We start from the raw sequence: 24455 nt of genomic DNA on the forward strand, positions 1-24455 counted from the left end.
TAATCTCCCGCCTCGAGGAGGGAGATCAGCACCCTCACCTCCGCCACGGCGGGACCGGCGCAAAGCGTTTGCCGATCCAGTCGGCGAAGGCACGTGTCTTGGCGGCTTGCCCCTTGGCCGAAGGCATGACGACATAGACGGCGCCCTCATCGGCAAGCGTCCAGTCCTCCAGCACTGGCACCAGCCGGCCGTCGGCGAGCTCGCGTCCGACCAGCCAATCCGTGCTCATCATCAGCCCGACGCCTTGCACGGCGGCTTCGACCAGCACCTCGGCATCATCGGTGACCAGGGGGCCGGAGACCTCGATACTGACGCGCCGGCCCGAACTGTCGGTCATCTCCCAGGCCGGAAAAGTCTGGAAGCCTGAGAAACCGAGACAGCTGTGTTCCAGCAGCGCTTCAGGTTCGGTCGGCGTGCCCCGGCGGGCGAGGTAGGACGGCGCCGCGCACAGCAGCCGCCGCCGTGTCGCGACCTTGCGCGCCACCAGCCGCGAATCCTCCAGTGCGCCGAGACGCACGGCGACATCGAAATTCTCGGCGACGAGATCGACGAAACGGTTGGAGAACTCGGCCTCGATACGAACGTCGGGAAATTCGGCGAGAAACTGCGGCAGCAGCGGGGCGATCCACATGCGCCCGAACGAGCCGGGCAGCGCCAGCCGCAGCACGCCGCGCGGCCCGCCGCCGGCATGCGCCGACGCGGCAGCCTCGGCTTCGTCGACCGCGGCCAGGATGGCGCGGACGCGGACGAGAAATTCCGAACCCGCCTCGGTCAGCGACACGCTTCGCGTCGTCCGGTGCAGCAGGCGCACGCCCAACCGCTCTTCCAGCGAGGCAAGGCGCCGCGACAGGATCGTCGCGTCGCGGCCGATGCGAGCCGCCGCCTTGGTGAAGGAGCGTGCTTCGGCGATTGCCGCGAAGGCGGCCATTTCGGCCAATGCTGCCGGTTCGTACGATTGCTGCATCAGACGCAGAGCTCAAATGTAAAAGCCAAGGATTATATACCAATAGCGCAGCAGCTAGTTTCACTCAATCCCGGCCCGTCAATCGGCCATTAACCGGAGTGAGACATGAAAGCGATCGAACTGACTGCCCCGAAACTGGACGCGTTTCGCGCGGCCACCGTTCCCACGCCTGAACCGCAGCGTGGCGAAGTGCTGATCCGCCTGCGCGCCGCAAGCCTCAATTTTGTCGATGTCGCGGTAGCGAGCGGCAACTATCCAGGTCCGAGCTTTCCGCTCATTCCCGTCGTCGACGGCGCCGGCGAGATCGTCGGCATCGGCGAGGGCGTGTCGAGGGTCGCCATCAACGACCGCGTCATCGCCCACGCAAAACCGCGCTGGATCGGCGGCCGTCCTCGGCCTTACGAGACAAGAGAGATGCGCGGCCTGACGCTGCCCGGCTCGCTCGCCGAGTATGTCGCGCTGCCGGCCAATGCCGTCGTGCCGATGCCGGCGCATCTTTCCTTCGAAGCGGCAGCGACGCTGCCGATCGCCGGCACCACCGCATGGAATGCGATCCGCGCCGCCGATGCCGGGCCGGGATCGGTCGTCGTCCTGCTCGGCACCGGCGGTGTCTCGATCTTGACCCTGCAGCTGGCCAAGGCAGCCGGCGCCACGGTCATCATCACCTCGTCGTCTGACGAAAAGCTGGCCCGCGCCAAGGCTTTGGGTGCTGATCACCTCATCAATTATCGTGAGACGCCGGACTGGGACGCCAAGGTGCTCGAGTTGACCGATGGCCTCGGCGCCGATCTGATCGTCGAAACCGGCGGCTCGGCCACCTTCGCCCGCTCCATCAATGCCGCGGCGCCTGGCGGCACGGTGTTCGCCATCGGCTTCGTCACCGGCGCCGAGGCCACCACGAACCTGCTGCCTATCATCATCAAGGCACTCAAGGTGGTGGGCAACAACACCGGTTCGGTATCCGACCTGCGCGACGCGGCGCGCGCCATCGGCGCCGCCCATATCGATCCGGTCATCGACACGGTCTACAGCCAGCACCAGGCGACCGAGGCCTACGCCCATATGGCAGCTGGCGGCCGGCATTTCGGCAAGCTTGCGTTTACGCTTTCGTGGTGAGCCTGGAGAAGGCGCCGTCGCTGAAGCTGCCGATCTCCCCCCTCGTGGGGGAGATGTCCGGCAGGACAGAGGGGGGCGCGAAGGATCGCCGGCATTCCGGTCGACCTATGATGAGCTGAGAAATTTGGGCAGTTATGTGAACTGCGATGGAAGAGGTCGGCGGGACAGCGCCCCTCTCTGGCCTGCCGGACATCTCCCCCACAAGGGGGGAGATTGGCAGCTTCGCTGTCTGCTCTTAAATCAGCTTCTCCAGCGTGATCGGCAGGTCCCGCACCCTTTTCCCGGTGGCGTGGAACACCGCGTTGGCGATCGCCGGCGCCACGCCAACAATGCCCAGTTCGCCGACCCCCTTGCCGCCAAGCACCGAGGAGTGCGGATCGGGAATACCGACCGAGATCACCTCGATATCGGGAATGTCGGCATTCGTGGCGATGAGATAGTCGGCGAGATTGTTGTTGACGATGCGCCCATGCCGGCGGTCGACGATGCCTTCCTCGAGCAGCGCCTGGCCGATGCCCATGATGATACCGCCCTTCCACTGGCTTTCGGCGAGCTTGGGGTTGTAGAGCCGGCCCGAATCCAGCGCCGACACCACGCGGGAGACGCGAACCGTGCCAAAGTCCTCGTCGACGCGGACTTCGATGAAATGCGCGCACCAGCTGTGGCGGGAATAGTCGCCCTCGGTGTGCGGCAGCGCCATGGCTATGGTGGTGTAGTTCTTGTAGCGGTCCTCGACCGTTGAATTGGCCGGCATGGTGTCGCCCTTCGCCTCGATATGCTCGCGCCCGACGCTGCTGAGCAGTTCGGCGATGGAAACTTCAGGGCCGTTGCCGCGCGGTGAAGCGATGCGGCCATTGGCGACGACGAGCGTGTTGGCCTGCAGCGCATGGAACGGCGAAGCCGGATCGCTGATGGCGAGCCCGATCAGTTGGTCGAGCGCGGCACTCGCCGCCTTGTGGACGGCGCCGGTCATCACCCCGGCCAGCCGCGAACCGCCGGTGACGCCGGCACGGGCATAGCGGGAATCGCCAAGCTTGACGACGACGTTTTCCGCCGGCACGCCCACCACCTCGGCGGCGGTCTGCGCCAGGATCGTGTAGGTGCCCTGCCCCATGTCGATCGATGAGCTTTCGACCTCGACCGAGCCGTCGGCGAGAATGCGCACGACCGCCTCGCCATAGGCGCGCCGCACCGGGTAGGTGCCTGCCGCGACACCCCAGCCGATCAGCTGGTTGCCGTCGCGCATCGAACGCGGCCGGGGGTTCCGCTTCGACCAGCCAAAGGCTTCGGCGCCGGCCGCGAAGGCCTCACGCAGCTGCCGTGTCGACCACGGCTTCTTCGCATGCGGATCCTGCTCGGCATAGTTCCTGAGCCGGATTTCCAGCGGATCGATACCGACCTCATAGGCGAGTTCGTCGATGGCGCTTTCGATGCCGAAGGCGCTCGGGTTCTCGCCCGGCGCGCGCAATGCCCCCGGCACCACCGTGTTGACCCGCACGACGTTCTGCCGCGACGAGAAATTCGGCGTCGCGTACATGACCGAGGTGACCGAGCCGAGCGGCTCGACCCACATGCCGTCGACCGAGGTCTCGTTGACGCCGCGATGCACGATCGACTGGATCTGGCCCTCCGCGTTGGCGCCGAGCGCCACGGTCTGGCGCGTTGCCGCCCGTCCGCCATAGGCGGTGAAGGTCTGCGGCCTGGTGACCGCCAGCTTCACCGGCCGTCCCAGCATTTTCGCGGCGACTGCCGCTACAGCGCCGTAGCCATAGGCAAACGCTTTGGAGCCGAAGCCGCCGCCAATATAGGGCGAGACAAGGCGCACATTCTCGAACGGCACGCCAAACCATTCGGCATAGGTCCGCGCCATGCCGTCGACCCATTGACTTGGCTCCCAGACCGTCAGCTGGTCGCCCTGCCACTTTGCGATCAGGCCATGCGGCTCCATCGGCGCCTGGTATTCGCGCGGCGTGTTGTAAGCGTTGCAAATCCTGACCGGAGCCGAGGCGAACGCTGTCTCCGCCTCGCCCCATTCCTTGGTCATGGCGTCGACCGGGATGCCGTCGCCGGCCTTCGGATCGCTGAGGTCGACGATCGCCGGCGCCTCGTCATAGGCGATCTTGACCAGCGCCGTGGCCGCTGCCGCCTGCTCGAAACTCTCGGCCACCACCGCCGCGACATGCTGGCCGCTGAAGGTGATGTCGCGCGCCAGCGGGCAATAGGCGACATCCGGCGGCGGCGTGCCCAGCCAGTCCGTTGCGGTTCTCAGCGGCAGGATATTGTCAGGCGTCAGCACCAGCAGCACGCCGGGCGACGCTTCGGCCGCGGCCGTGTCGATCGAACGCACCCGGCCGGCGGCAATGGTGCTCTCGACCAGCACCGCATGGGTAAGCCCCTCGAGCTGCTGCTCGACGGCGTATTTGGCGGCACCGGTGATCTTGGCCGGGCCGTCGACGCGCGACAGCCGGCCGCCGACCTGATCGGCGAGGACGGCACCGTCCGAAGCGTCGCCGTGTTTGGCATCGCCGGGTCTTGCTCTCAACTCGTGAACGGTCATGCCGTTTCTCCCATTTTTAGGATGGCGCGGGCGACGACGCGCGGCGCCAGTTGGATCTTGTAGTGGTTGGCGCCATGGTCGACGGCGGCCTCGACGGCGAGCAGGCTGGCTTGCCTGACGACCTCCGGCTCAAGCACTTTGCCTTTCAGCGCCTCTTCCACGGCACGCGCCCGCCACGGTTTTGTGGCGACGCCGCCAAGCGCCACGCGCAGGTCGCGGATCGTGCGGCCGTCCGCCTCGAATTCGACACCGACGGCGGCACTTGCGGCGGCAAATTCGTAGGATTGCCGGTCGCGGACTTTCAGATAGGTCGAGCGTCTGGCAGCAGGCGTGCCCGGAATGCTGATCGCGGTGATCACCTCGCCCGGTTGGATCGCATGTTCCCGCTCCGGCGTGACTCCAGGCAACAGGAAAAAATCGTCGACCGCGGCCTGGCGGTCGCCGAGATGCACCTTCGCATCGAAGGCGACCAGTGCAACGGCGAGATCACCGGGATAGGTGGCGATGCAGGCCTCGCTGGTGCCGAGCACGGCATGGCCGCGGGTGACGCCGCCGATAGCCGAGCAGCCGCTGCCGGGCGAGCGCTTGTTGCAGGCGGGAAAATTCGCCGGATCGCGGAAATAGGGGCAGCGCGTACGCTGCATCAGATTGCCGCCGATGGTAGCCATGTTGCGGATCTGCGACGATGCCGCCTGCCACAGCGCTTCCGAGACGGCAGGAAACCGGCTCTTGATGTCGGCATGGTCGGCAATGCTGCTCATCTTCGCCAGCGCGCCGATGGTGACGCCACGGTCGTCGACCTCGATCCTGTCGAGTCCCGCGAGATGGGTGATATCGACCAGCGTATCAGGCTCTGCAACGCCGCATTTGGCGAGATCGACAAGCGTCGTGCCGCCAGCAAGCAGCATGGCGCCCGGCTGTGCCGAGGCTTGGCGCGCAGCATCGACCGAATTGGCGCGCAGATAGGAAAAATCCCTCATGATGCGGCCTCCACGGCTGCCTGGCGCACGGCGGCGACGATATGGGGATATGCGCCGCAGCGGCAGAGATTGCCGGCCATGTATTCGCGGATCTCCTCATCGGAGCCGGCATGGCCTTCGCGAATGCAGGCGACCGCCGACATGATCTGGCCCGGCGTGCAATAGCCGCACTGGAAGGCATCCTGTTCGAGGAAGGCGGCCTGCACCGCATGTAGCGCGCCATCCTCCCCGGCAAGCCCTTCGATGGTGGTGATGGCACGTCCTTCGGCCTGCGCGGCAAGAGTCAGGCAGGCCAGCACACGCTGGCCGTCGATATGGACCGTGCAGGCGCCGCACTGGCCCTGGTCGCAGCCCTTCTTGGTGCCGGTCAGGCCGAGATGATCGCGCAAGGCGTCGAGCAGGGTAACACGCGGCTCGGCCTCGAGCTCATGTCGATGTCCGTTGATTTGAAGTTGGATTGGAGTTCGGATTTTGCTTGTCATGGGGCGTCTGGCTCCAGTTGCTTGACGCGGGAGGGGATGATCTGGCGCCCGGCCGGCGAGCGGCAAGGTCAGCTTATGGCTAGGTGAAGGCTAATCTCCCCTTGCGGGGAGATGCCCGGCAGGGCAGCGGGGGTCCGCTTGACTTGATGCGACCTCCGGGAGGGCCGCGGCTTGCGAGGTCGAAAGACGTGACATACCCGATCCCGTGATTACATGATAAAGGCGCTCCACAAATCGGAGGCGCCTCCGTTTATTAACTAGGAGCGTGCTCCGCCCTGTTCAAGCCCCGGATCGAAATTGATCGAGATTGGAGAAAATTTGGGGGCGGGCAGCCAGCCGTCATGCCGGGAGACAAAAAAGCACCACCGGCCCAAGCCGGTGGTGCTCTCTGGACTGTCTGTAGGGGCAGGACAGTCCAATGATCCTGAGGGGATCGCGCTCAACGTGGGCTCATTTTTGCCCCACGGCATCGGCCGAACAGATGAGGAGTGCGGGCCGCGAGGAAATATCCTCCGTCGTCATCCACCGGCCGTGGACCAGAGGCGGGCAAGATGCCTCGCCTGCCGGAACGCCGGCCCAAACTCGATCCTGTGATTATAGTTACTTGCGATTATATTTGTCTGAGACGTAACGAAGGTGGAAGAGTCTGCGTTCTTGAAACGGGGCCTGCCTATCCGGTTATGCTTCGGATCAGCACTGGAGAAGAAATTGGCCGCGGAGCCGCCCGTCATTTCTGGAGACAAAACCGAAACCGCCGTTGCAAAACCGCTGCGCGCCGACGCGCAGCGCAATCGCGACGCGCTGGTCGAGGTCGCGGCGAAGGCCTTTGCCGCGCATGGCGTCGACGCCTCGCTGGAGGAGATTGCGCGCCAGGCCGGCGTCGGCATCGGCACGCTCTACCGGCATTTCCCAACCCGCGAGCATCTGGTCGAGGTGGTTTATCGGCGCGAAGTGGAAGGGCTGTGCCAGGCGGCCGACGAACTCGCCCACGATCATGCGCCCGACGTGGCGCTTGAACAATGGATGCAGCGCTTCGTCGACTACATCGCCACCAAGCGCGGGCTGTCGACAAGCCTGCGCATCCTGCTCACGACCAACTCCACCCTGTTCTCCGACGTTTCGGGCAGGGTGACGCTCGCCTTGCGGCGGCTGATCGATGCCGCGGTCGCCGACGGCTCGATCCGCAGCGACGTCGATGCCTCCGATGTGCTGCATGCGCTGGGCGGCATCTATTCGGCCCCGGACACCAAGGACTGGCGCGACCGCTCGCGCCGATTGGTGTCGCTGCTGATGGATGGGCTTCGGTTTGGAGCGGCCAAATCCGGCCCATCCAAGGAATAACGAATGCAGTGACTGTTCTTATTTCAGCGAGATGCTCATACCGCTGAGATCGGCATTGACTTGCAGGCCTACCTGCCTGCCTGTGAGTTCGAGTTGGGCACCCTTGTCATTGGTCATGACGATCACCTGGGCTCCTTTGCCGAGCGCGCCGCCACCGCCCGCTGCGCCGTAAACCCCCGTCACATCCCGGGCGCGCCGTATGTGGCGCACGGTACCTTTGAAATAGGTCTTGGAGGCACCGAAGGCGAGGCCGCCCGAGATGCCGCCGACCGAGATGGGATACCGGCGACCATGGAAGGTCAGTGTGCCCTCGCCTCCAGCGCCGCCGATGAAGAAGGCCGCCTTGTAGATGGCGAAGCGGATCGTACCGCTGTCGGCATGTGCGACACTGGTAAAGCTAACTGCCGCCGCAGTTATGACGGCAACCGCGACTGAACGAAATCTGGACGAAATCTTCATGATGAGAACTCCTCAAGATCGCCGCATGCCCAGCCGGCCGGGCACGTCGGCGCCGTATCAAAGTCATAGCTGAACAGTCTCGCCCGTCATTGGTTCCAAGCACGCGGCCTGAATCCGCTGCGAGAAGACCGCTACGAAACGAGGCGGATGGCGAGCGTAGTCCTGGCTGTAAGAACAGTGGCCGAATGGTGGGGATGATCGTAGGTGTTGAGGCGGAAATGGTATTAGTCTGCGCTGTCTGGGGTTTCGGGGGCGCGGCAAAGGAATGGACTTCAACTCACGGCATAGCTACCTCCCGATCGGCGGTCTGATCCTGGTCGGTGCCGGGCTCTTGGTCCTTTCGCTGATCGTCAATCTTCGCGTAGCGCACAGCGTGCGTGACGACGTACGCCATCGTGAAAAGCTGCTGGAATATTATCGCAATATCTTTTCACAGCTGGGCGTGATCATGATCGGAATTGGCGTGTCCCTGTTCATCTTCTTTTTCCAGCAGAATTATCAGGACCAGCGAAAACGCGAAGCGGAGCTCCAGCAGGTTCTCGCCAAACTGGCGGCGCGCGCTGCCCGCGGCAGCGCTGTCGTGGAGGCCCTCGGCGAATTCGACGCGCTGCTGGATGATGGCGGTGCCTATGTCAGTCCGGAACACGGCGGTGACAACGCCGCTGTCAGCGCCCACGGAACGGCGCTCGCCAAGCAGGTTTCCCAGATCCTTCTAGTCGAGCGCGACGTCGATGTTCAAGGGTTCGATATCCTGAATCTGTCGCGCGATTTCGAAGCATCGTTCGTCGTCAACGAGCTCAACCCAACGCTATGGTTCAACATCGTCCGGGACGAGAGCGACATCAAATATGCCACCACGCAGATCGCCCTTGATTACAAGGACCTGCAGGATGCGATCGGCGGCGAGCCTATCGAGGTTGCGATCGCCAATCCCGAAAAGGAGCGGAAGATCAAGCAGGAGGTGCTCGACGTGTTTTATGATGCCGACCTCCTGCGCCAGCGCAGCAGGCGGTTTCTCGGCCGTGCGTGCTGGCTTTTCAGCAATGGCAAAAGCTTCGTCAAGCTTGCACCGGCCAATGAGATCGAAGCCGATGCCAAGTCGCACCAGGAATGGATCGATCGGTCGAAAGGCTTCCTGACGCAGTTTAAGTCGGGAAGCGGCGATTGCTTCAAATTGCTCCAGTTCGGCCCGGCATCCTGAACCGGCAAGCATCGCCCGCCCCGCGGCGGCTAATCCCCCACGCGTTGCAGCGTGCCGAGATGATTGTCGTCGAGAAATTCGACGGTCATGGCCGACGCCTTGCCGTCGGGGCCGAGGGCAAAGCTGACGGCCGAAGGCCTGTCCGGCATCTCGGCATCGGGGAAGGTCACGAAGAGGTCGCGGTTGAAATGCTTCAGTGAATAGGACCGCGCACCGGCAGGCCCGACCTTGAGGACAAGAGCGTCTCCTTCGCCTGACACAATAGCATCGCCGATGAAGTCGTTGAAGTAACGGCCCGCATAGGCGCTGGCCGGCGCCGCCGGACTTGCTGGAGAGGGCGGCGCGGCATAGCTAGCCTTGGCTGCCGCAATCACCGGGCCGAACATGCCTGCATAGATATCATTCCAAGCCTTTACCTTATCCTTCCCCAGCGTTCCGTCGAAGACGAGATCGGCGAAGCTGTCGGACAGTCCCTCCGGCACGCCTGTCGGAAAGGCGTTGGCGATGACGACGACGCCAAGCTTCTCCTCGGGAAAGAGCATCACCAGACTGCGGGCGCCGGCACTGAAGGCGCCCGCATGACCCCAGATCGGCCCGTGCCGGCCGAATTCGACATTCCAGCCGAGGCCGTAGAAGGCCTCGCCTCCGGACACGGGGTTCTTGCCACGAACCATCAAGGGAATATGTGTCTGGTCCAGCGCATCGGCGGCAATGAGTCTCTTGCCGGCGTAGGCCCCGTTGCCGAGCACAAGGCGCATCCATTGCGAGAGGTCGCGTGCGGTGGAACTGACGCCGCCTGCTGGCGCCTGCGCATCCGGATAGCGCTGGACCTTGGCGGTCCACGCGCCATCGATTTTGGCGTGGAGCTCGGCGCGGTTGGCTTGCTTGATGAAGTCCGAATGACGGGAGCTGGTCGAGACCATTCCAAGCGGACGGTAGAGCTTCTCTTCGGCGACCTCTTCCCATGATTTGCCTGTCGGCTTCGCGGCCGCGACGGCCCCCTCGGTCAGTCCGAAATTGCTGTAGGAATAGCCCGCACGAAAGCTCGATGACGGCGACACGAACCGCAGGCGGCGCAGGATCTCCGCGCGGTCATAGCCGATGTCCTCGAGGTCGTCGCCGGCGGTGCCGGGAAGCCCGCTGCGGTGCGCAAACAGGTCGCGGACCGTGAGTTCGCTGGTCGGATAGGGCTGAGCGAGCCGGAAAGCCGGATCGAGGTCGGCGATCTTGGAATCCCACGAAGCGATCCCGTCGCTGACCAGCGCCGCCACGACGGTGGCGGAGACCGGCTTGGAGAGCGAGGCAATCTGGAAGACCGTGTCGGCATCGACGATCTCCGGTTTTCCGGCTTCGCGATGCCCGAACCCCTTGAGGAAGATCACCTCGTCGCCGTGCACGACGCCGATGGCCAGACCGGGCACGCTACCATCCGCGACGACGCCTTCGGCAAGCAATTCGAGCTTCGACAGAGCTGCGGCGATCCTGTCGGGTGGGATGGTATCGGCCGACGCCGCGTTCGGCAAAAGCACCATGATTGCGATGAAGGCCAACATCCTCCACCGGAGGTGATTCCGGTTTGTGAACAGCCGCATGCTCAGCCCCTCCGCTTCACCGGCGTGCACTATTGCAGGCCGACGCAGGGAAGGCCAGCCTCACGCTCGACCCGCCATCCATTGACGGACGTCCGCATCACACCAGTCGAAATTCAGACAGCCGCGCCTGAGCTAGGATGCAGCGCGCAGGCGGAGGCGCCGCCTGCCGGCGCGGGCCTTCTCCACCACCGCGGCGGTGATCTCGACCACGCCGTCTTCACGCGGTCTGGCGTTGGTGACCTTGTGGAGCCGCTCATAGGGCAACAGTTCCTTGACCCGGGCTTGAAGCGACGCGACTTCGGCTCGCAGATCCTCGCATTCCTGCCTCTGGACGTCGAACTGTATCTGTTCGGATGCCTGTTGCAGAGAAAGCTGCGAAAAATTTGCGCTGATTGCGGAAAGGTTCATCTTGTCGTTTTCGCTCTCTTTCATGAGAGCAGACAATTTTTGCTCGACAATTTGCCTTTCGGCCACCGCGTCGCTCGCCTGGGCCTTGAGCATGGCGATCTCGCTGGCGGCTTCGCTGTTCTGGTTGGAGGCGGCCTCCAGCCGCGATCGAAGGTCCTCGATTTCAGAACGCAGGCCGGTCATCTCCGCGACACTGCGTGCAAGCTCGGCTTCCCTGTCACCGTCCCTGAGCCGGGCTGCTTCCGTTATTTCCGATAGCTTCGCCTGCGCCATATCGAGCGATTTCTGCAGCCGCATCTCCTCTTTCTCGCTCTTGCCAAGCGCGGCCAGCAGTTCCGAAAGCTGCGCGGCATCATTGGCATGGACAGTCGAGAGTTCGTCCAGCCTGTGCCGGGCCTCGGCCTCCCGTTTCAGCGCCTTGTCGAGGTCGATCGACAGGCTGACATGTTTCTCCCGCAGCATTTCGTTCTCGCGCGAGCGTCTGTTGGCCTCGACGGCTCTGGCCGAGAGTGTTTTGACAAGCTCGCCGAACTCGGCCTCGCGTTTTGCGCTCGCATTGCCTGCCACGACGAGTTCCAGCCTTGCCGCAGCCAGCGCGCCGCGAAGTGCTTCCTTGTCCTCGACCAGGCTCGCCTCGTGCTGCTGCAGGGCCTCGATAGCGCTGTCGCGCTCGCGCTGCTTTCTGGTTGCATCGTGGAGCTGTTCGGACAGCACCCTTTGCTGCGCGGTCAGGCCGGTATTTGCCAGCTCCAATTCGTTGGCGCGAAGAATGTCGCCGTGGAGCAGTTTTAGAAATTCGCCCGTCAGATGATGCGAGGTCGCGATCTCCGACAGTTTCGCATTGATCTCCCCCAGATACTCCTGCGCGTCGTGAAAGAGCCCATCGACCGCGCTTAAGGCAGCCAGCCGGGTTTGCGTATGGGGGGACAGCCGTCGTGCGGTCTCGAAGGCGTCCGCATTGGCCTCGATCTGCGAGCTGTCATCCGTTGCCCCGAGATTCTCATCCGATACCGTCTCATCATCCGGCACAGTGACGTCGTTCAGCGGCGGCTGATCGTCCACGTTGAGACATTCGCTAAACGCATCCGCCAAATCGGTTTCGAGCTCCTTGAACGCTCTCTCCACAGTCTCGGCACGCTTGATCAAACCTTTGAAATTCATGACCGAATATCCCTCTCGTGCAGCGCCGTTAAGGAGCGGACTTTCAACACTTGACCTCGCCTCCCCGAATACGGGGGTCATCTCCTGACGTGCGCTCTGGCCGACGCAGGCTAGGGACAGGCTTGGCCACTGTCCTCGTGTGTTTGAATGACGTAAAGCCGTGTTCTGCGGCGCTCCATACCCGAGGCGTTGGCACCGCTCGCAAAATGCCACTCATTTCACCCGAAACGAATATCAAGCGGCGCAAGCCTGAGAATCGCCTGGTAATTGTCTTAAGGACCGGCCGAGCGCCTCGGTGTTCTGCAGCAGCCACAAGGTCACGGCCTAAGACGACGCGTGTCACTGCCGAGAGGCCTGACCTAATAAATGATTGTGTTGAATACGTTTCGCTGATTAGCTGCTGTGAATAGACCAGGGACAAGACCGACAAAATGTTGTCCCGGGAGGACCGCGATGCCGGTGCTTGAGGTTCGCCACGTCTCCAAGAATTTCGGGGCTATCCAGGCCCTGACCGACGTCAGCTTCCAGGTGGAGCGAGGCGAAGTCGTTGGTCTCATGGGGGATAACGGCGCCGGCAAGTCGACGATAGTCAAGACCGTGGCCGGGAATTTTCCTCCGAGCGACGGCGAAATCGTAGTCGAGGGCGAGGTGTGCCACTTCCACCAGCCTGTGCAGGCCCGCGCCAAAGGGATCGAAGTTGTTTATCAGGACCTGGCGCTCGCCGATAACTTGACAGCCGCGCAGAACGTCTTTCTGGGGCGCGAGATCAAGAAAGGCTTCTGGCCGATCAGGATTCTTGACAAGCAGGCGATGATCGATCGCTCGGCTGCGCTGTTCAAGGAACTCAAATCGGAAACCCGGCCGCGCGACCTCGTCAGAAAGATGTCGGGTGGGCAGCGCCAGGCGGTCGCCATCGCGCGGACCCGACTTTCAAATGCCAAGCTGGTGCTGATGGACGAACCAACGGCCGCCATCTCAGTGCGCCAGGTGGCGGAAGTACTCGAACTGATCCGGCGCCTCAAAGCACAAGGAGTCGGCGTCATGCTGATCAGTCACCGAATGCCTGATGTGTTCGCCGTGGCAGATCGTATTATCGTCCTCAGGCGGGGCTCGAAAGTTGCCGACAAGCCAGCCGACAAAACGTCGCCCGAGGAAATCACTGGACTGATAACGGGGGCCATCCGTGGCGAATAGTGTTCAGGAGTCAGTTGGCGTTCAGGGCTCAGTCGAAGAACATGGCCGGCCGGTCATGTCGGATTTCGTTCCGACCAAGGAAAAAACAGTTCTCCAACGTGTGATTTCAAGTCAGCCCTTCTGGGTGACGATCGCGCTCATCGCGCTCGTCATGTTGATGACTGCGATGGAGCCGAGCTTCGGCACCTCTGAAAACGTCGCCAATGTGACGCGCAATTTCGCACCTTTCGGCATCATGGCACTTGGCATGACGATCGTCATCATCACCGGCGGTATAGATCTGTCGGTCGGCTCCGTCATGGGTCTCGTGGTCATCGTCGCCGGCCTGTTCCTCACCTGGCATTATCCCTGGTACGTCGCCTTCGCCATGGGCCTTTTCTCCGGTCTGGCGTGTGGCGCGGTCAATGGATTCTTTGTCGCCTATGTCGGGATGCCGTCCTTTGTGGTCACCCTCGGCATGCTGTCCGTCGCGCGCTCGCTGGCGGTCGTATTCTCGGCCAACCAGATGCTCTACCAGTTCGGGCCCGATGCCCCGATCGTAAAGGCAATCGGCCAGTGGAAATGGCCGCGGCATGGTCTGGACGACTGGGCACCGCATTGGATACCAGAACTGTCGTCACAATTCTGGACCATGGTGATCCTGGCCCTGATTGTCGGCTTCGTGTTTAACTTCACTGCCTGGGCCCGGCATCTCTTCGCCATCGGCGGCAATGAGGAGGCGGCACGGCTCACCGGCGTTCCGGTCAACTGGATCAAATTCCAGGCCTATGTCTTCTCGGCTTTCACCGCCGCGCTCGCCTCGCTCCTGCTCCTCGGCTATAACGGCTCGGCCATCAATGCCATGGGCCAAGGCTATGAGCTGCGCGTTATCGCCGCGACAGTCATTGGCGGCGCCAGCCTCATGGGCGGCGCCGGCACGGCCTTCGGTGCGATCATCGGTTCCGCCTTCCTCGAGGTGATCAGGAACGCGCTGCTGATGGCCGGCATCGATTCAAACTGGCAGGGTGCCTTCGTCGGCGCCTTCATCGTTCTTGCGGTTCTCTTGGGCATGCAAACCGGCGGCAAATCGATTCTCGCCGCGTCGCTGGCAGTCTTGATGCCCAAAAAACGCCGCTAGAAACCCGCCGGCGGGAGGCTTGCGGGACATCACACCAAGGAGGAGAACGTCACATGAAAAAACATCTGCTCACGGCCGCCGTCGCGCTTGGCGCAATGGTGCTCGCCGTTTCCGGCGCCCAGGCGAAATACACCTTCGCCCTGGTGCCGAAGAACATGAACAATCCTTTCTTCGACCAGGCACGCGACGGCTGCAAGAAGGCCGAGGCCGAATCCAAAGGCGCTGTGGAGTGCATGTATATCGGTCCCGGCGAACATGGCGGCGGCGACGAGCAGGTGCAGATCGTGCAGGACCTCGTGGCCAAGAAGGTGGACGGCATCGCCGTGTCGCCTTCGAACGCCGCGGCGATGGCGGTTGCGCTGCAGGCCGCCAAGGAGGCCGGTATCCCGGTTCTCACCTGGGACTCCGATCTCCTGCCCGAAAACAAGGATCTGCGCGTTGCCTACATCGGCACCCACAATTACGAGATCGGCGTGAACCTCGCCAAGCTTGTCATGCAGATCAAGCCCAAAGGCGGCACGATCTGCATCCAGTCCGGCGGCGCCGCGGCGGCCAACCACAACGAGCGCATGCAGGGCATTCGCGATACGCTTTCGGGCACCAAATCGGCGGCCTCGCCCGGAGATCGGCTGACAGGCCAGAACGGCTGGACCGAAATTGAAGGCTGTCCGCTCTACACCAACGATGATTTCCCGCTTTCGGTGCAACAGTTCGAGGATATCATGGCGAAAAACCCGAACCTCGACGCGTTTGTCCCAACCGGTGGCTTCCCGCAGTTCATCCCTGATGCCAACCGCGCCGCCGTCGCACCGTACAAGGACAAGATCGCCTCGAAGGCCCTGGCCCTTGTCGTCGCCGACACGCTTCCGGTACAGATCGACCAGATGAAGGAAGGTTTCTCGCTTGGCCAGGTCGGCCAGCGGCCGTTCGAGATGGGCTACAAGACGATGATGGCGCTGAAGGACATGAAGGACGGCAAGGCTCCGCCGGCCGACCCGACCTACACGGGCCTCGATGTCTGCACTCCGGAGACAGCCGACACCTGCGTCGCCAAATAGTGCTTTTGGGCGGGAGGAAACTCCCGCCCTTTTCCATAGGGGATCTCAATGCCGGAATTGTTCTCGCTCAAGGGCCGTGTCGCATTGGTCACGGGTGCCTCGCGTGGTCTTGGTTTTGCCATGGCCAAGGCACTTGCGGAGAACGGCGCGACGGTGGTCGTCAATGCCCGCGACGTGGCCGCCCTTTCCGCCGCGGCGGACAGGATCGGTGCAGAAGCCCTGCCGTTCGATGTCACCGACGCGGCGATCTCAAGGGCGTCGCTCGAAGGAATCGTCGAACGCCACGGGCGCCTCGACATTCTGGTCAACAACGCCGGCATCCAGCATCGTAAACCGCTGGTCGAATGGCAGGACGAGGATTTCAACCACGTGGTTGCCGTCAATCTGTCGGCTTGCTTCCGCATGATGCGCGACGCGGTGCGCCTGATGCTGCCAAACAAGTTCGGGCGCATAATAAACACCGGATCGGTCGCAGCGATCCTTGGCCGTCCCACCATTCACGCCTATGTGGCGGCAAAGGCGGGGCTACATGGGCTGACACGCTCAACTGCCGCTGAGCTGGGCCGCCACGGCATCACCGTCAACGCGATCGCCCCAGGCTATTTCGCCACCGAGCTCAACACCGCACTTATGCACGACGAGGCCTTCACCACATGGGTCGAGGCACGAACCCCCGCGGGCCGCTGGGCCCAGCCTGAGGAACTCGGCGGAGCCGTGGTGTTTCTCGCCTCCGACGCTGCCGCTTACGTCAACGGGCACGTGCTGGCCGTTGACGGCGGGCTATCGGTTTCCCTGTGATTTCAACCGGCGACACCGTGCCGACAGGGCGTGCCTGCTAGCCGCCTGAAACGACTTGCTGCATGTGCTGCTGGCCCGGTCCCCCTGCGCGGACGCAGACGCCACACGATTGGATGACGCGCCGTATTGCAGCCGCCGACTTTCGATTCGCAGCGGGTTATTCGACGTCTGGCGGCATCGATGCTTGATGCCGCCAATATTTCATTCCACACACCGGCCACGATGAGAAACGACATACGGGATCAGCGCCGGGTATTCGGGTGGGCCTTGCCCACTTCGATTGCCCTGCATCTGCTGATCGTCGCGTTTTTGTTGTTCGGACTGCCGGCAACGCTCTCGCAGCCAGGGAAGGAGCAGGCCATTGCGGTGGATATCGTGCCGCCGCCCAAACCGCCGGAAAAAACCAAACCTCCGTCCCCCGCTGAACCGCCCAAGACGGAAAAGCCGCCGGAAGCAAAGGTCGAGCCGACGGCGAGCCGTGAGGTCGCCGCGCAGAGACCTGTCTTCCAATTCGGTGAGAAGGACGCCGGTCCGCGCAAGTCTCTGGACGGCAACAGTGCGGAGGATGGTTCGGAACAACCGCCAGCGCCGCAAGATCCCAATAACCAGGATCTTGCACAGCCACCTGCCGTGACTGCGGTCGACGGGAACGACCAGGCTCCGCCGCCTGGCGCATCACAGCCGCCGAAGCCCAAGCCAGCGGATGTCGCTAACGTGCAAAAGCCGTTGAAGCTTGAAGAAGCGAAAAGATTGTTCTCGCAAGCAGCAACCGATGATCCGATCGCGACAACCGCCATGAAAAACGTGCCGCGCGCCGTACGAATCGGTCAGCTCTGCAACACGGAGCTCGCACAGCAATTGGTGCACGCGTCGCCCCCCTATTTCCCAGACAGCTTGCTTGAGTATCGGCTGAAGGCCGGCACGGTCATGAACGTCGCCAGTGCGCCGTTCCCCGCAAACGGGCAGTGGTACGATCTGAGCTTTCGTTGTGAGGTCGATCCGGACGCAACGAAAGTCGTGTCGTTCGCCTTCCGTGTTGGAAATCCGGTGCCGCGCAGTGAATGGAAGCGCCGCGGGTTGCCCGCCAATTAGGTGGTCAAGGCCACGGAGGCTGGCTGTCCGGCGCCATCAAATCCGGCTGGCGATGTCTTCGCGCGGCCCGGGTGACCGAACCAACACGCGCCAAAAATGGCTTTCGTCAGTGGCCGCCGAAGTCTAGCATACGGCTTTGGGAGGAGGCTTCGATGACTTCAAGTTTCAATGTTCACCATGCTGCCGGCTATGAGCAGCTCATGGGCCGCTGGAGCCAAAGGCTCGCGCCGCTGTTCATCGACTTTGCGGGCCTTAAAGACGGCGAAAAGATCCTCGACGTCGGTTGCGGCACCGGCAGCCTGACCTTCGCGCTCGTCAAGGCCGCTGACCTCCGTGAGGTCGCCGCGATCGACTTTTCAGGCGTTTTTGTCGAGGAGGCAATCCGGCGCAACTCCGATCCGCGGATAAAAATCCGTCAGGCGGATGCCTGCGCCCTGCCCTTTGAGGACGGCGCGTTCGACCGTGCCCTGGCCCTGCTCGTGCTCCATTTCGTGCCCGAAGCCGGCAAGGCAGTCGCCGAGATGCGCCGCGTCGTGCGGCCGGGCGGCGTGGTCGCGGCGACGGTATGGGACCATCTCGGCGGCATGCCGGGGATGCGCATGATGATCGACACGGTGGCGGTGCTCAGCGAAGGCGGACGCCAGCTGCGCGCCCGCTATTGCACGCAGCCGATGATGCAGCCGGGTGAAATGAAACGGACCTTTGTCGAGCAGGGTCTCCGCGACGTTACGGAGACCGAGCTGATGATCCGCATGGACTATCAAAACTTCGACGATTACTGGGCGCCGATAGCCGCCGGCGAAGGGCCGCTCGGCAAGTATGTGGCCACGCTCGATCCAGAAGAGCGGGCGCGCGTCGACGCCGCCATGCGCGACGCCTATGAGGCCGGCCGGCCCGACGGCCCGAGATCCTTTGCGAATGTCGCCTGGGCCTGCCGCGGTATCGTTGCCTGACCGGCCGGCAGCCGGGATGCATTCTTCGCATAGGAAGCATCGCTCTCCTCGCGCCGGCTTGTCCCGCTGTTGACGGGACGGCCTCCGCTTCGGCCCCGCTAGATCCGCCAAGGGTGGCTGCATTAGCCGATCCCGTAGACCAGCCTGACGCGGCCGTCCGAAAGCTGCTCCACTTTGCGCAGTTCGAGCCCACGACGATTTTTCGCCGTCCCAAACAGCGCCTTTCCTTCACCGGCGAGCAGCGGATAGACGATCAGCCTGAGCTCATCGACCAGCCCGGCATCGATAAGGCTCGCGGTAATTCGGGCGCCGCCCATAAGATAGATGTCTTTGCCGGGCTTCTGTTTAAGCGCAGCGATATCCTCGAAATTCCGCACGAAGCGCGTCTTTGGCCAGGCGGCCGAAGTCATTGTGTTCGACAGCACATAATGCGGGGTCTGCGCGGCGAATCGGGCCATTCGAGCTCGGCCGGCTTCGGCAATTTGCCGGTCATCGGCAGCGGCTTGTCGGGCTCGTTCTGGATGGCGCTCCAGTAGCGCTCGTAGCCGGCATACATGACGCTGCCAAGCAGGCAGGCGTCGATTTGCGGCGTCAGGCCATATTCGTCCGACCACGCGTCGACCCAATCGGCGTAACCCTCGGGCCCCTCCATCTTGCCGTCGACGGAGATTTTCATCCCAGCGATCAATTTGCGCATGACTTCCTCCATCAGGCTTGCGGGATGCAAGCACGTTTCATCGTTGCTTCGTGTTGCTGGCGGCGACCTCAGGGATGGACGCCGCGAGTTACATCAGGCCGGCAGGCGGCGATCGTATTCTTCCCGCAGGCGGCTCCAGCCGTCCCAGAACGAGGTCGGCGTCTTGCCAGCCAGGCGGGCGGCCAGCAGGTCGAGGTGTATGTGCCAGCCGGCCGTGATGTTGAGCTGGATTGCACGTTCCGGCAGGCGGCGATGGACGACGGTGAGCAGCACATCGCTACCCTTCGCCTCCAGCAAGAAGGAGACGCCGCCGGTATTTCCCCAGGTGATGGAAAGCTTGCGCGGCGGATCGAGTTCGGTGATCCGGCCGTCCATCCGATGCTCTTCGGGAAAGCTCGCGGGGCGTTCGCCAGGCGGGTCGGTCAGCTCGTCGTTACGCCAGACCAATTCGAACGAGCTGCCCGCCTTCATTTCCATCTGCCCCGCTGCCATCCACTGCCGGCGCAGGTCACTCTCGGTGAGATAGGCCCAGACGCGCTCGATGGGTCCGGGCAAAAGGCGTTGGATAGTGAACGTGGCGGGCTCGCTTAGCGCGCCATAGGCGTCGATGCTTCTCATCTGGTTCATTGCTCGTCTCCTTCTTTCGGATTGGGCGATTTCCTGGGCTCATCCTGGGCTTTGCGTGCGTCCTCTTCGCGAAGAAGGCGTTCGAGGACATCGAGACGACCTGTCCAGAAGCGCTCGTAGAAGCTGAGCCACTGATGGGCGCTGGCCAGCGGTCCGGGGGCTAGTCGGCACAGATGCGTGCGGCCCCTCACCTCTCGACGAATAAGCCCTGCGTTCTCCAGCGCCTTGATGTGCTTGGAGGCCGCCGCGAGCGACATCGCGAAGGGTTCCGCCAGCTGGCTTACCGTTTTCTCGCCATCGGCGAGATCGCGAAGCATGTGCCGGCGCGTGGCGTCGCCAAGGGCGTGAAAAACCGCATCCATCTGAGGTGTTTGTAATTCAACCATGTAGTTGAATATAGATGCATGCTTTGAGATAGTCAACCATTTGGTTGAATAATTATGTGAAGCGCCGCGGTGCCGTTTGCGCCATCGAGCGCGTCGACGTGACGGGAGATACGGACGGCCCCGCGACCGTCAGGGCGAGGCCCTTACTTGCCCTCGAAGAAACTGTGGATCGCGGCTTCCAGCTTTTCGATAAGCTGAGGGTTGTGGCAGCTGCCAGCCCAGATCAGGGCGTTTAGCCTTATCTCTTTGTTGATAAAGCTCACTTTCCCAGAATCCAGCAGGTATTCCGCGATCTCGTAGTGCCGCCCTTTGATAGCCTCGATGAGCGCGTTGTTTCTCCCCGTCTTGTCGGTCAGATTTACTTCCGCGCCATTCTCCACGAGCAACTTGACGACTTCGAGATGCCCGTTCTTCGCCGCCTCGATAAGAGCCGTTCTGCCGTAGTAGTCAGCTCGCGCGTTGATCTCTATTTGGGGGTGTCTCACGAGGCCTGAGATACACGCGTAATGTCCCTTAGCCGACGCAAGGCTCAAGGGCGTGCTCTTCCACTTGTTTCTGGCATTCACATCGATTTCCGGGTCTTCGATCAGCACCTCGACCACCGCTGTGCGGTCATGAGGGCTGAAAGGTGAAGTGCAGACCAGCCGCCGTCGTCCGACTGATTGATGTCGGCGCCAGCCGCCAATTCCGATCGAACCGCATCCGCATCGCCTTGTTCTGCCGCGACCAGCAGGGGCGACCAGTCTCTTGCTCCTTCGGCTTCCAAGCTGTTGGTCAACGCAGTCGCCTCCTCGAATAATCCACAGAATACCACAGAAATCCGCGACAGCGGGATCGTCCTGAATGGAGTTCCCTGGAGTCCGTGGGTCACAGAGAGCTGTCGGCCCGAAGCGGAAGATCAGCGCTTCACGTCCGTCTCCTCACATTCTCCTGATATCGACTGGCTTTGGCGGCCATTCAGACTAGATAGAGCCTGCGCCGGGCGGAACGATGCAGAAGGACCTGAACATGCCTGAACAGATTACCCTGAAAAGACCTGAACAAATCAGATTGAACGACGGCTCCGCCATTCCGCAAATCGGCCTCGGCGTGTGGCAGGTCGATCCAGCCATCACCGCCAAGGTAGTGCGCTGGGGAATCGAGGCCGGCTACAGGCTGATCGACACCGCCGAAGGCTATCAGAACGAAGAAGGTGTCGGGCAGGCGATCCGCTCGGCCGGCGTGCCGAGAAGCGAGTTGTTCATCACCTCGAAACTGCGCAACGGCGCCCATCAGCGCGACGCCGCCTTGCGCGCCTTCGACGGGACGATGAGCAAGCTCGGCATCGAACAGATCGACCTGTTCCTGATCCATTGGCCGGTACCCAGCCAGGACAGATATGTCGAGGCCTGGAAGACGCTGATCGAACTCAGGCAATCAGGCCGCATCAAGTCGATCGGCGTTTCGAACTTCAACCAGGACCATCTCGAACGGATCATCGGCGAGACCGGCGTCACGCCGACCGTCAACCAGATCGAGCTCCACCCCCGCTTCCAGCAGCGTGACAAACGTGAATTCCACGACAGGCACAACATCCGCATCGAGAGCTGGAGCCCGCTGGGCAGCGGCCGGCTGTTGAGCGATCCGACGCTTGAAAGCATCGCCAGGAAACACGGCAAGTCGGTGGCGCAGACGATCGTCCGGTGGCATCTTCAGGAAGGCTTGATCGTCATTCCAAAGTCGATCCACCAGGACCGCATCGCCGCCAATTTCGATGTCTTCGATTTCGAGCTGGAAGCGAAGGACCTCGAGCTAATTCGGGGCATGGATTCGCCCGACGGCCGCACCGGCCCGAACCCCGCTACCGCTGCATTCCTGTTCTGACGAAGGCGGGCATCACCGCGGCGTTGGCATTCCTTTGCGACCCCTGTGTCCTGCCCTCTTTGGCACCACTTGGCATCTCCCCCCGGGGGAGATTGGCAGCTTCAACGGGAGCGCCGTTCTTGCAACGTTGGAGACTAGCGAAAAGCCGAGATGAGAGCCAATCTCCCCCCTCGTGGGGGAGATGTCCGGCAGGACAGAGAAGTGGTCGTTTCCAAGTTACAAGGGGGGCGCTGTCCCGCCGGTCTTGCCAGGGTTCTGCTGCCCATCCGTCGCTCACGGAACTCGCGCTTTGGCCACCCATTCAGGATGCAGCGGCGAGCCCAGTCACAATGCCAATGTGCTGGCCTTGGGCATCGATTTGGCATTTGCGCGGTGTCGTGGAGGCAATGGCGTGTGAGGCATTGTCAACGCTCTTTGGCGATCGAGGTCGGCGTTCTACGGCGCCCCCCTCTGTCCTGCCGGACATCTCCCCCACGAGGGGGGAGATCGGCAGCTTCGGGCCCAACGCGGTCCTGTAGCGACCGCGACAGCTCACCTCAGATCCCCGAGCCATCCAGCAGCGGGACATCATCCTCCTCCCAGGGGCTCGGCATCGAACCCTTGCTCAGATTGGCCGACGGCAGCGGCATCCAGCACTTCAGCTCCGGTTCGGCATATTCGACGATGCGTCCCGGAGAAGAGTCGGAAGCCCTCCAGCCTTCGCTGCCGAACTGATCGGCCCGGGCCCAGAAAGCCATGTCGACTTCGGCCGGCCCCTGTTCGGATGGCCGAACCGTGACAAGGATTCTGCTGCCGTCCCTTGGCGCACTCGACATGTGGCGCCACCGATCGGGCTCGTCCATCGTATTTCCTCCTGCGGAATTCACCTCGCACGGATAGTCGCTTCGCCTTCAGAAGCGGTCAACCCGAACTTTCAGGCTTACCCCCCGGAGGGAAGGATCTGGGGCAAGCCTCTGCTCCGCCAGGCCACGGAACAAGTCATGGCGCGCCGGGTTTGGGCAAAGTTGTTGAGGAAGCAAAATGAGATCAGCGGCGCGACCGATCCTTACGATCGTGGCATGGAAGGCCGTGCCCACGCCCTTCCATCCCAACCCGGTCCGATCGCAATGAGGCAGGCCGGTTCTGACCGTTCCAACTCACCGGAGGAGAGGAATGGCGGCATAGGCCGAGCGCTCGGCCTCGGCCTGATAACCGGGGCAGCCGACGACGATTGTTCTGCGATAGGCACCTATGCCAGCGCCGGCGCCCGCTTCGGACCCGACCTGCTTTGGACGGCTCCGGTGACGTTGCCGATGATGTATGCGGTCGTCTACCTGTCGTCGAAGCTTGGTCAGGTATCCGGGCGCGGATTGTTCCACGTCATCAAGGACTTCTATCCGCGGTGGCTGCTCTGGTCGGTGCTGTTGGGTGTGCTCGTCGGCAACACCATCGAGGCAGCGGCGGATCTTGGTGGAATGGCGGCCGCGATCAACATGTTCGTACCACTTCCCATCCCGCTGATCGTGCTGTTCGTCGCCGCCATTATCTTCGCCCTCCAGGTCTTCGGCTCCTATACTTTGATCCGCAACATCTTTCGGTGGCTGGCGTTGGCGCTGCTCGCCTATGTCGGTGCCGCCATCCTGGCCAAGCCGGACGCCGCGGCCGTACTGCGCGGAACGCTGCTTCCGCGGATCGAATTCAACCGTGAGTTCCTGTCGATCCTGGTCGCCATCATCGGCACGACGCTGTCCGCCTATCTCTACACGTGGCAGTCCAATGAGGAGGTCGAGGAGGAGATTGCCCAGGGGCGAACGACGCTCAGGCAAAGGAAGGGCGCTACCGACAGCGAACTCCGTCGCTCTCGCCGGGACATCCTCATCGGCATGATGTTTTCAAATCTCATCATGTATTTCATTATCCTGTCGACGGGTGCTACGCTCTACAAGGCGGGCCACCACGATATCGACACGGCAGCGCAAGCGGCGGAGGCGCTGCGCCCGCTAGCCGGCCAGGCCGCAAGCGTCCTGTTCGCCGCAGGCGTGATCGGCGTCGGTTTCCTAGCGGTTCCTGTCATGACTACCGGCGCTGCCTATGACGTGGCACAAGCCATCGGCTGGAAAAACAGCCTGCACGCCCGGGCTCGAGAGGCGCCCAAATTTTATCTCGCCATCGGATTTTTTACGGCAATCGCCGCCGGCCTCAACTTCCTCGGCTTCAATCCGATGAAGGCGCTGGTCTGGTCCGGCATAGTTCAGGGCTTCTCGACGCCGCCCTTGCTGCTGCTCATCATGCTGATGACGAACAGCCGCAGGATCATGGGCGACCAGGTGAACAGCCGCAGCACCAACATACTCGGTTGGGCAACGACCGCCGCCATCTTCTCGGCGACGATCGGCCTGGTGGCAACCTGGTTCATGTGATCAGGCAGGA

25 protein-coding genes are annotated in these 24455 nt (G+C 62.6%); 11 read left to right on the forward strand and 14 right to left on the reverse strand.

Features of this window, described 5'->3' with window-relative positions:
• Positions 1 to 34 precede the first annotated feature (34 nt).
• Positions 35 to 964, reverse strand: coding sequence for a LysR family transcriptional regulator (locus tag NKH80_RS02885; RefSeq protein ID WP_352740126.1), 930 nt, complete (start codon positions 962 to 964; stop codon positions 35 to 37).
• A gap of 105 nt (positions 965 to 1069) precedes the next feature.
• On the opposite strand from NKH80_RS02885, the gene NKH80_RS02890 reads away from it, so the two are divergent.
• On the forward strand, positions 1070 to 2080 hold the full coding sequence (locus NKH80_RS02890) for a zinc-dependent alcohol dehydrogenase family protein (protein ID WP_352753642.1): 1011 nt from the start codon (positions 1070 to 1072) through the stop codon (positions 2078 to 2080).
• Between the two features lie 235 nt (positions 2081 to 2315).
• On the opposite strand, the gene NKH80_RS02895 is transcribed toward NKH80_RS02890, so the two are convergent.
• Genes NKH80_RS02895 through NKH80_RS02905 form a run of 3 tightly spaced genes read right to left on the reverse strand, consistent with a single transcriptional unit; the run spans position 2316 to position 6099 of the window.
• Positions 2316 to 4637: a xanthine dehydrogenase family protein molybdopterin-binding subunit gene (locus NKH80_RS02895; RefSeq protein WP_352989496.1), complete on the reverse strand. Its 2322-nt coding sequence runs from the start codon at positions 4635 to 4637 to the stop codon at positions 2316 to 2318.
• Positions 4634 to 5617, reverse strand: a complete 984-nt coding sequence (locus tag NKH80_RS02900) for an FAD binding domain-containing protein (protein ID WP_352989498.1) — start codon at positions 5615 to 5617, stop codon at positions 4634 to 4636. Before NKH80_RS02900 ends, NKH80_RS02895 begins: the two co-directional genes overlap by 4 nt.
• Positions 5614 to 6099 carry a (2Fe-2S)-binding protein gene (locus tag NKH80_RS02905; RefSeq protein WP_352989501.1) on the reverse strand — a complete coding sequence of 162 codons (486 nt, stop codon included), beginning with the start codon at positions 6097 to 6099 and terminating at the stop codon, positions 5614 to 5616. The genes NKH80_RS02900 and NKH80_RS02905 overlap by 4 nt, the downstream gene beginning before the upstream one ends.
• Positions 6100 to 6807: 708 nt before the next feature.
• Between NKH80_RS02905 and NKH80_RS02910 the strand changes: the two genes are divergently transcribed.
• The gene (locus NKH80_RS02910; protein WP_352799241.1) at positions 6808 to 7440 is read left to right on the forward strand and encodes a TetR/AcrR family transcriptional regulator; all 633 of its coding nucleotides are present in this window, start codon (positions 6808 to 6810) and stop codon (positions 7438 to 7440) included.
• 18 nt (positions 7441 to 7458) lie between these two features.
• Here NKH80_RS02910 and NKH80_RS02915 read toward each other — a convergent pair whose 3' ends face one another.
• Positions 7459 to 7899, reverse strand: a complete 441-nt coding sequence (locus NKH80_RS02915; protein WP_352475599.1) for a lipid-binding SYLF domain-containing protein — start codon at positions 7897 to 7899, stop codon at positions 7459 to 7461.
• 265 nt (positions 7900 to 8164) lie between these two features.
• Between NKH80_RS02915 and NKH80_RS02920 the strand changes: the two genes are divergently transcribed.
• Positions 8165 to 9100 (forward strand): hypothetical protein, encoded by a 936-nt coding sequence (locus tag NKH80_RS02920; protein ID WP_352989505.1) that lies wholly within the window; start codon positions 8165 to 8167, stop codon positions 9098 to 9100.
• Positions 9101 to 9129: 29 nt separating this feature from the next.
• On the opposite strand, the gene NKH80_RS02925 is transcribed toward NKH80_RS02920, so the two are convergent.
• A complete protein-coding gene (locus NKH80_RS02925) occupies positions 9130 to 10692 on the reverse strand; it encodes a serine hydrolase (RefSeq protein WP_352989508.1) in 1563 nt (520 codons plus the stop codon).
• A gap of 132 nt (positions 10693 to 10824) precedes the next feature.
• Positions 10825 to 12261, reverse strand: coding sequence for a coiled-coil domain-containing protein (locus tag NKH80_RS02930; RefSeq protein ID WP_502900904.1), 1437 nt, complete (start codon positions 12259 to 12261; stop codon positions 10825 to 10827).
• A 453-nt stretch (positions 12262 to 12714) separates the two neighbouring features.
• On the opposite strand from NKH80_RS02930, the gene NKH80_RS02935 reads away from it, so the two are divergent.
• The 6 genes from NKH80_RS02935 (at position 12715) to NKH80_RS02960 (ending at position 18473) form a co-directional block, all read left to right on the forward strand.
• On the forward strand, positions 12715 to 13455 hold the full coding sequence (locus NKH80_RS02935) for an ATP-binding cassette domain-containing protein (protein ID WP_254819718.1): 741 nt from the start codon (positions 12715 to 12717) through the stop codon (positions 13453 to 13455).
• Between the two features lie 55 nt (positions 13456 to 13510).
• On the forward strand, positions 13511 to 14572 hold the full coding sequence (locus NKH80_RS02940; protein ID WP_254819719.1) for an ABC transporter permease: 1062 nt from the start codon (positions 13511 to 13513) through the stop codon (positions 14570 to 14572).
• A 53-nt stretch (positions 14573 to 14625) separates the two neighbouring features.
• Positions 14626 to 15630, forward strand: coding sequence for a sugar-binding protein (locus NKH80_RS02945; RefSeq protein ID WP_352705642.1), 1005 nt, complete (start codon positions 14626 to 14628; stop codon positions 15628 to 15630).
• Between the two features lie 48 nt (positions 15631 to 15678).
• The gene (locus NKH80_RS02950) at positions 15679 to 16428 is read left to right on the forward strand and encodes a glucose 1-dehydrogenase (RefSeq protein WP_352989515.1); all 750 of its coding nucleotides are present in this window, start codon (positions 15679 to 15681) and stop codon (positions 16426 to 16428) included.
• Between the two features lie 180 nt (positions 16429 to 16608).
• The gene (locus tag NKH80_RS02955) at positions 16609 to 17520 is read left to right on the forward strand and encodes a DUF930 domain-containing protein (RefSeq protein WP_352507162.1); all 912 of its coding nucleotides are present in this window, start codon (positions 16609 to 16611) and stop codon (positions 17518 to 17520) included.
• Positions 17521 to 17672: 152 nt separating this feature from the next.
• Positions 17673 to 18473 carry a class I SAM-dependent methyltransferase gene (locus NKH80_RS02960; RefSeq protein WP_352507161.1) on the forward strand — a complete coding sequence of 267 codons (801 nt, stop codon included), beginning with the start codon at positions 17673 to 17675 and terminating at the stop codon, positions 18471 to 18473.
• 122 nt (positions 18474 to 18595) lie between these two features.
• Here NKH80_RS02960 and NKH80_RS02965 read toward each other — a convergent pair whose 3' ends face one another.
• The 6 genes from NKH80_RS02965 to NKH80_RS02990 form a co-directional block, all read right to left on the reverse strand.
• A complete protein-coding gene (locus NKH80_RS02965) occupies positions 18596 to 18931 on the reverse strand; it encodes a dihydrofolate reductase family protein (RefSeq protein ID WP_352989518.1) in 336 nt (111 codons plus the stop codon).
• Positions 18880 to 19170, reverse strand: a complete 291-nt coding sequence (locus tag NKH80_RS02970) for a dihydrofolate reductase family protein (protein ID WP_352989521.1) — start codon at positions 19168 to 19170, stop codon at positions 18880 to 18882. Before NKH80_RS02970 ends, NKH80_RS02965 begins: the two co-directional genes overlap by 52 nt.
• A 93-nt stretch (positions 19171 to 19263) precedes the next feature.
• Positions 19264 to 19797, reverse strand: coding sequence for an SRPBCC family protein (locus tag NKH80_RS02975; RefSeq protein ID WP_352989524.1), 534 nt, complete (start codon positions 19795 to 19797; stop codon positions 19264 to 19266).
• Positions 19794 to 20183, reverse strand: a complete 390-nt coding sequence (locus NKH80_RS02980; RefSeq protein WP_352989830.1) for an ArsR/SmtB family transcription factor — start codon at positions 20181 to 20183, stop codon at positions 19794 to 19796. Before NKH80_RS02980 ends, NKH80_RS02975 begins: the two co-directional genes overlap by 4 nt.
• A gap of 143 nt (positions 20184 to 20326) precedes the next feature.
• The gene (locus tag NKH80_RS02985; RefSeq protein ID WP_352989527.1) at positions 20327 to 20776 is read right to left on the reverse strand and encodes an ankyrin repeat domain-containing protein; all 450 of its coding nucleotides are present in this window, start codon (positions 20774 to 20776) and stop codon (positions 20327 to 20329) included.
• The gene (locus tag NKH80_RS02990; RefSeq protein ID WP_352989531.1) at positions 20770 to 21054 is read right to left on the reverse strand and encodes an ankyrin repeat domain-containing protein; all 285 of its coding nucleotides are present in this window, start codon (positions 21052 to 21054) and stop codon (positions 20770 to 20772) included. The genes NKH80_RS02985 and NKH80_RS02990 overlap by 7 nt, the downstream gene beginning before the upstream one ends.
• A 137-nt stretch (positions 21055 to 21191) precedes the next feature.
• Between NKH80_RS02990 and NKH80_RS02995 the strand changes: the two genes are divergently transcribed.
• On the forward strand, positions 21192 to 22046 hold the full coding sequence (locus NKH80_RS02995; RefSeq protein WP_352989534.1) for an aldo/keto reductase: 855 nt from the start codon (positions 21192 to 21194) through the stop codon (positions 22044 to 22046).
• A gap of 536 nt (positions 22047 to 22582) precedes the next feature.
• Here the strand turns inward: NKH80_RS02995 and NKH80_RS03000 are convergent.
• Complete coding sequence (locus NKH80_RS03000) at positions 22583 to 22888, reverse strand: hypothetical protein (RefSeq protein ID WP_352507157.1); 306 nt, start codon at positions 22886 to 22888, stop codon at positions 22583 to 22585.
• Positions 22889 to 23026: 138 nt separating this feature from the next.
• On the opposite strand from NKH80_RS03000, the gene NKH80_RS03005 reads away from it, so the two are divergent.
• Positions 23027 to 24445, forward strand: a complete 1419-nt coding sequence (locus tag NKH80_RS03005; protein ID WP_352989537.1) for an Nramp family divalent metal transporter — start codon at positions 23027 to 23029, stop codon at positions 24443 to 24445.
• The last annotated feature ends 10 nt before the right edge of the window (positions 24446 to 24455 follow it).

Origin of the sequence: Mesorhizobium sp. M0904, assembly GCF_040319475.1 — a bacterium.
Taxonomy (GTDB): domain Bacteria; phylum Pseudomonadota; class Alphaproteobacteria; order Rhizobiales; family Rhizobiaceae; genus Mesorhizobium.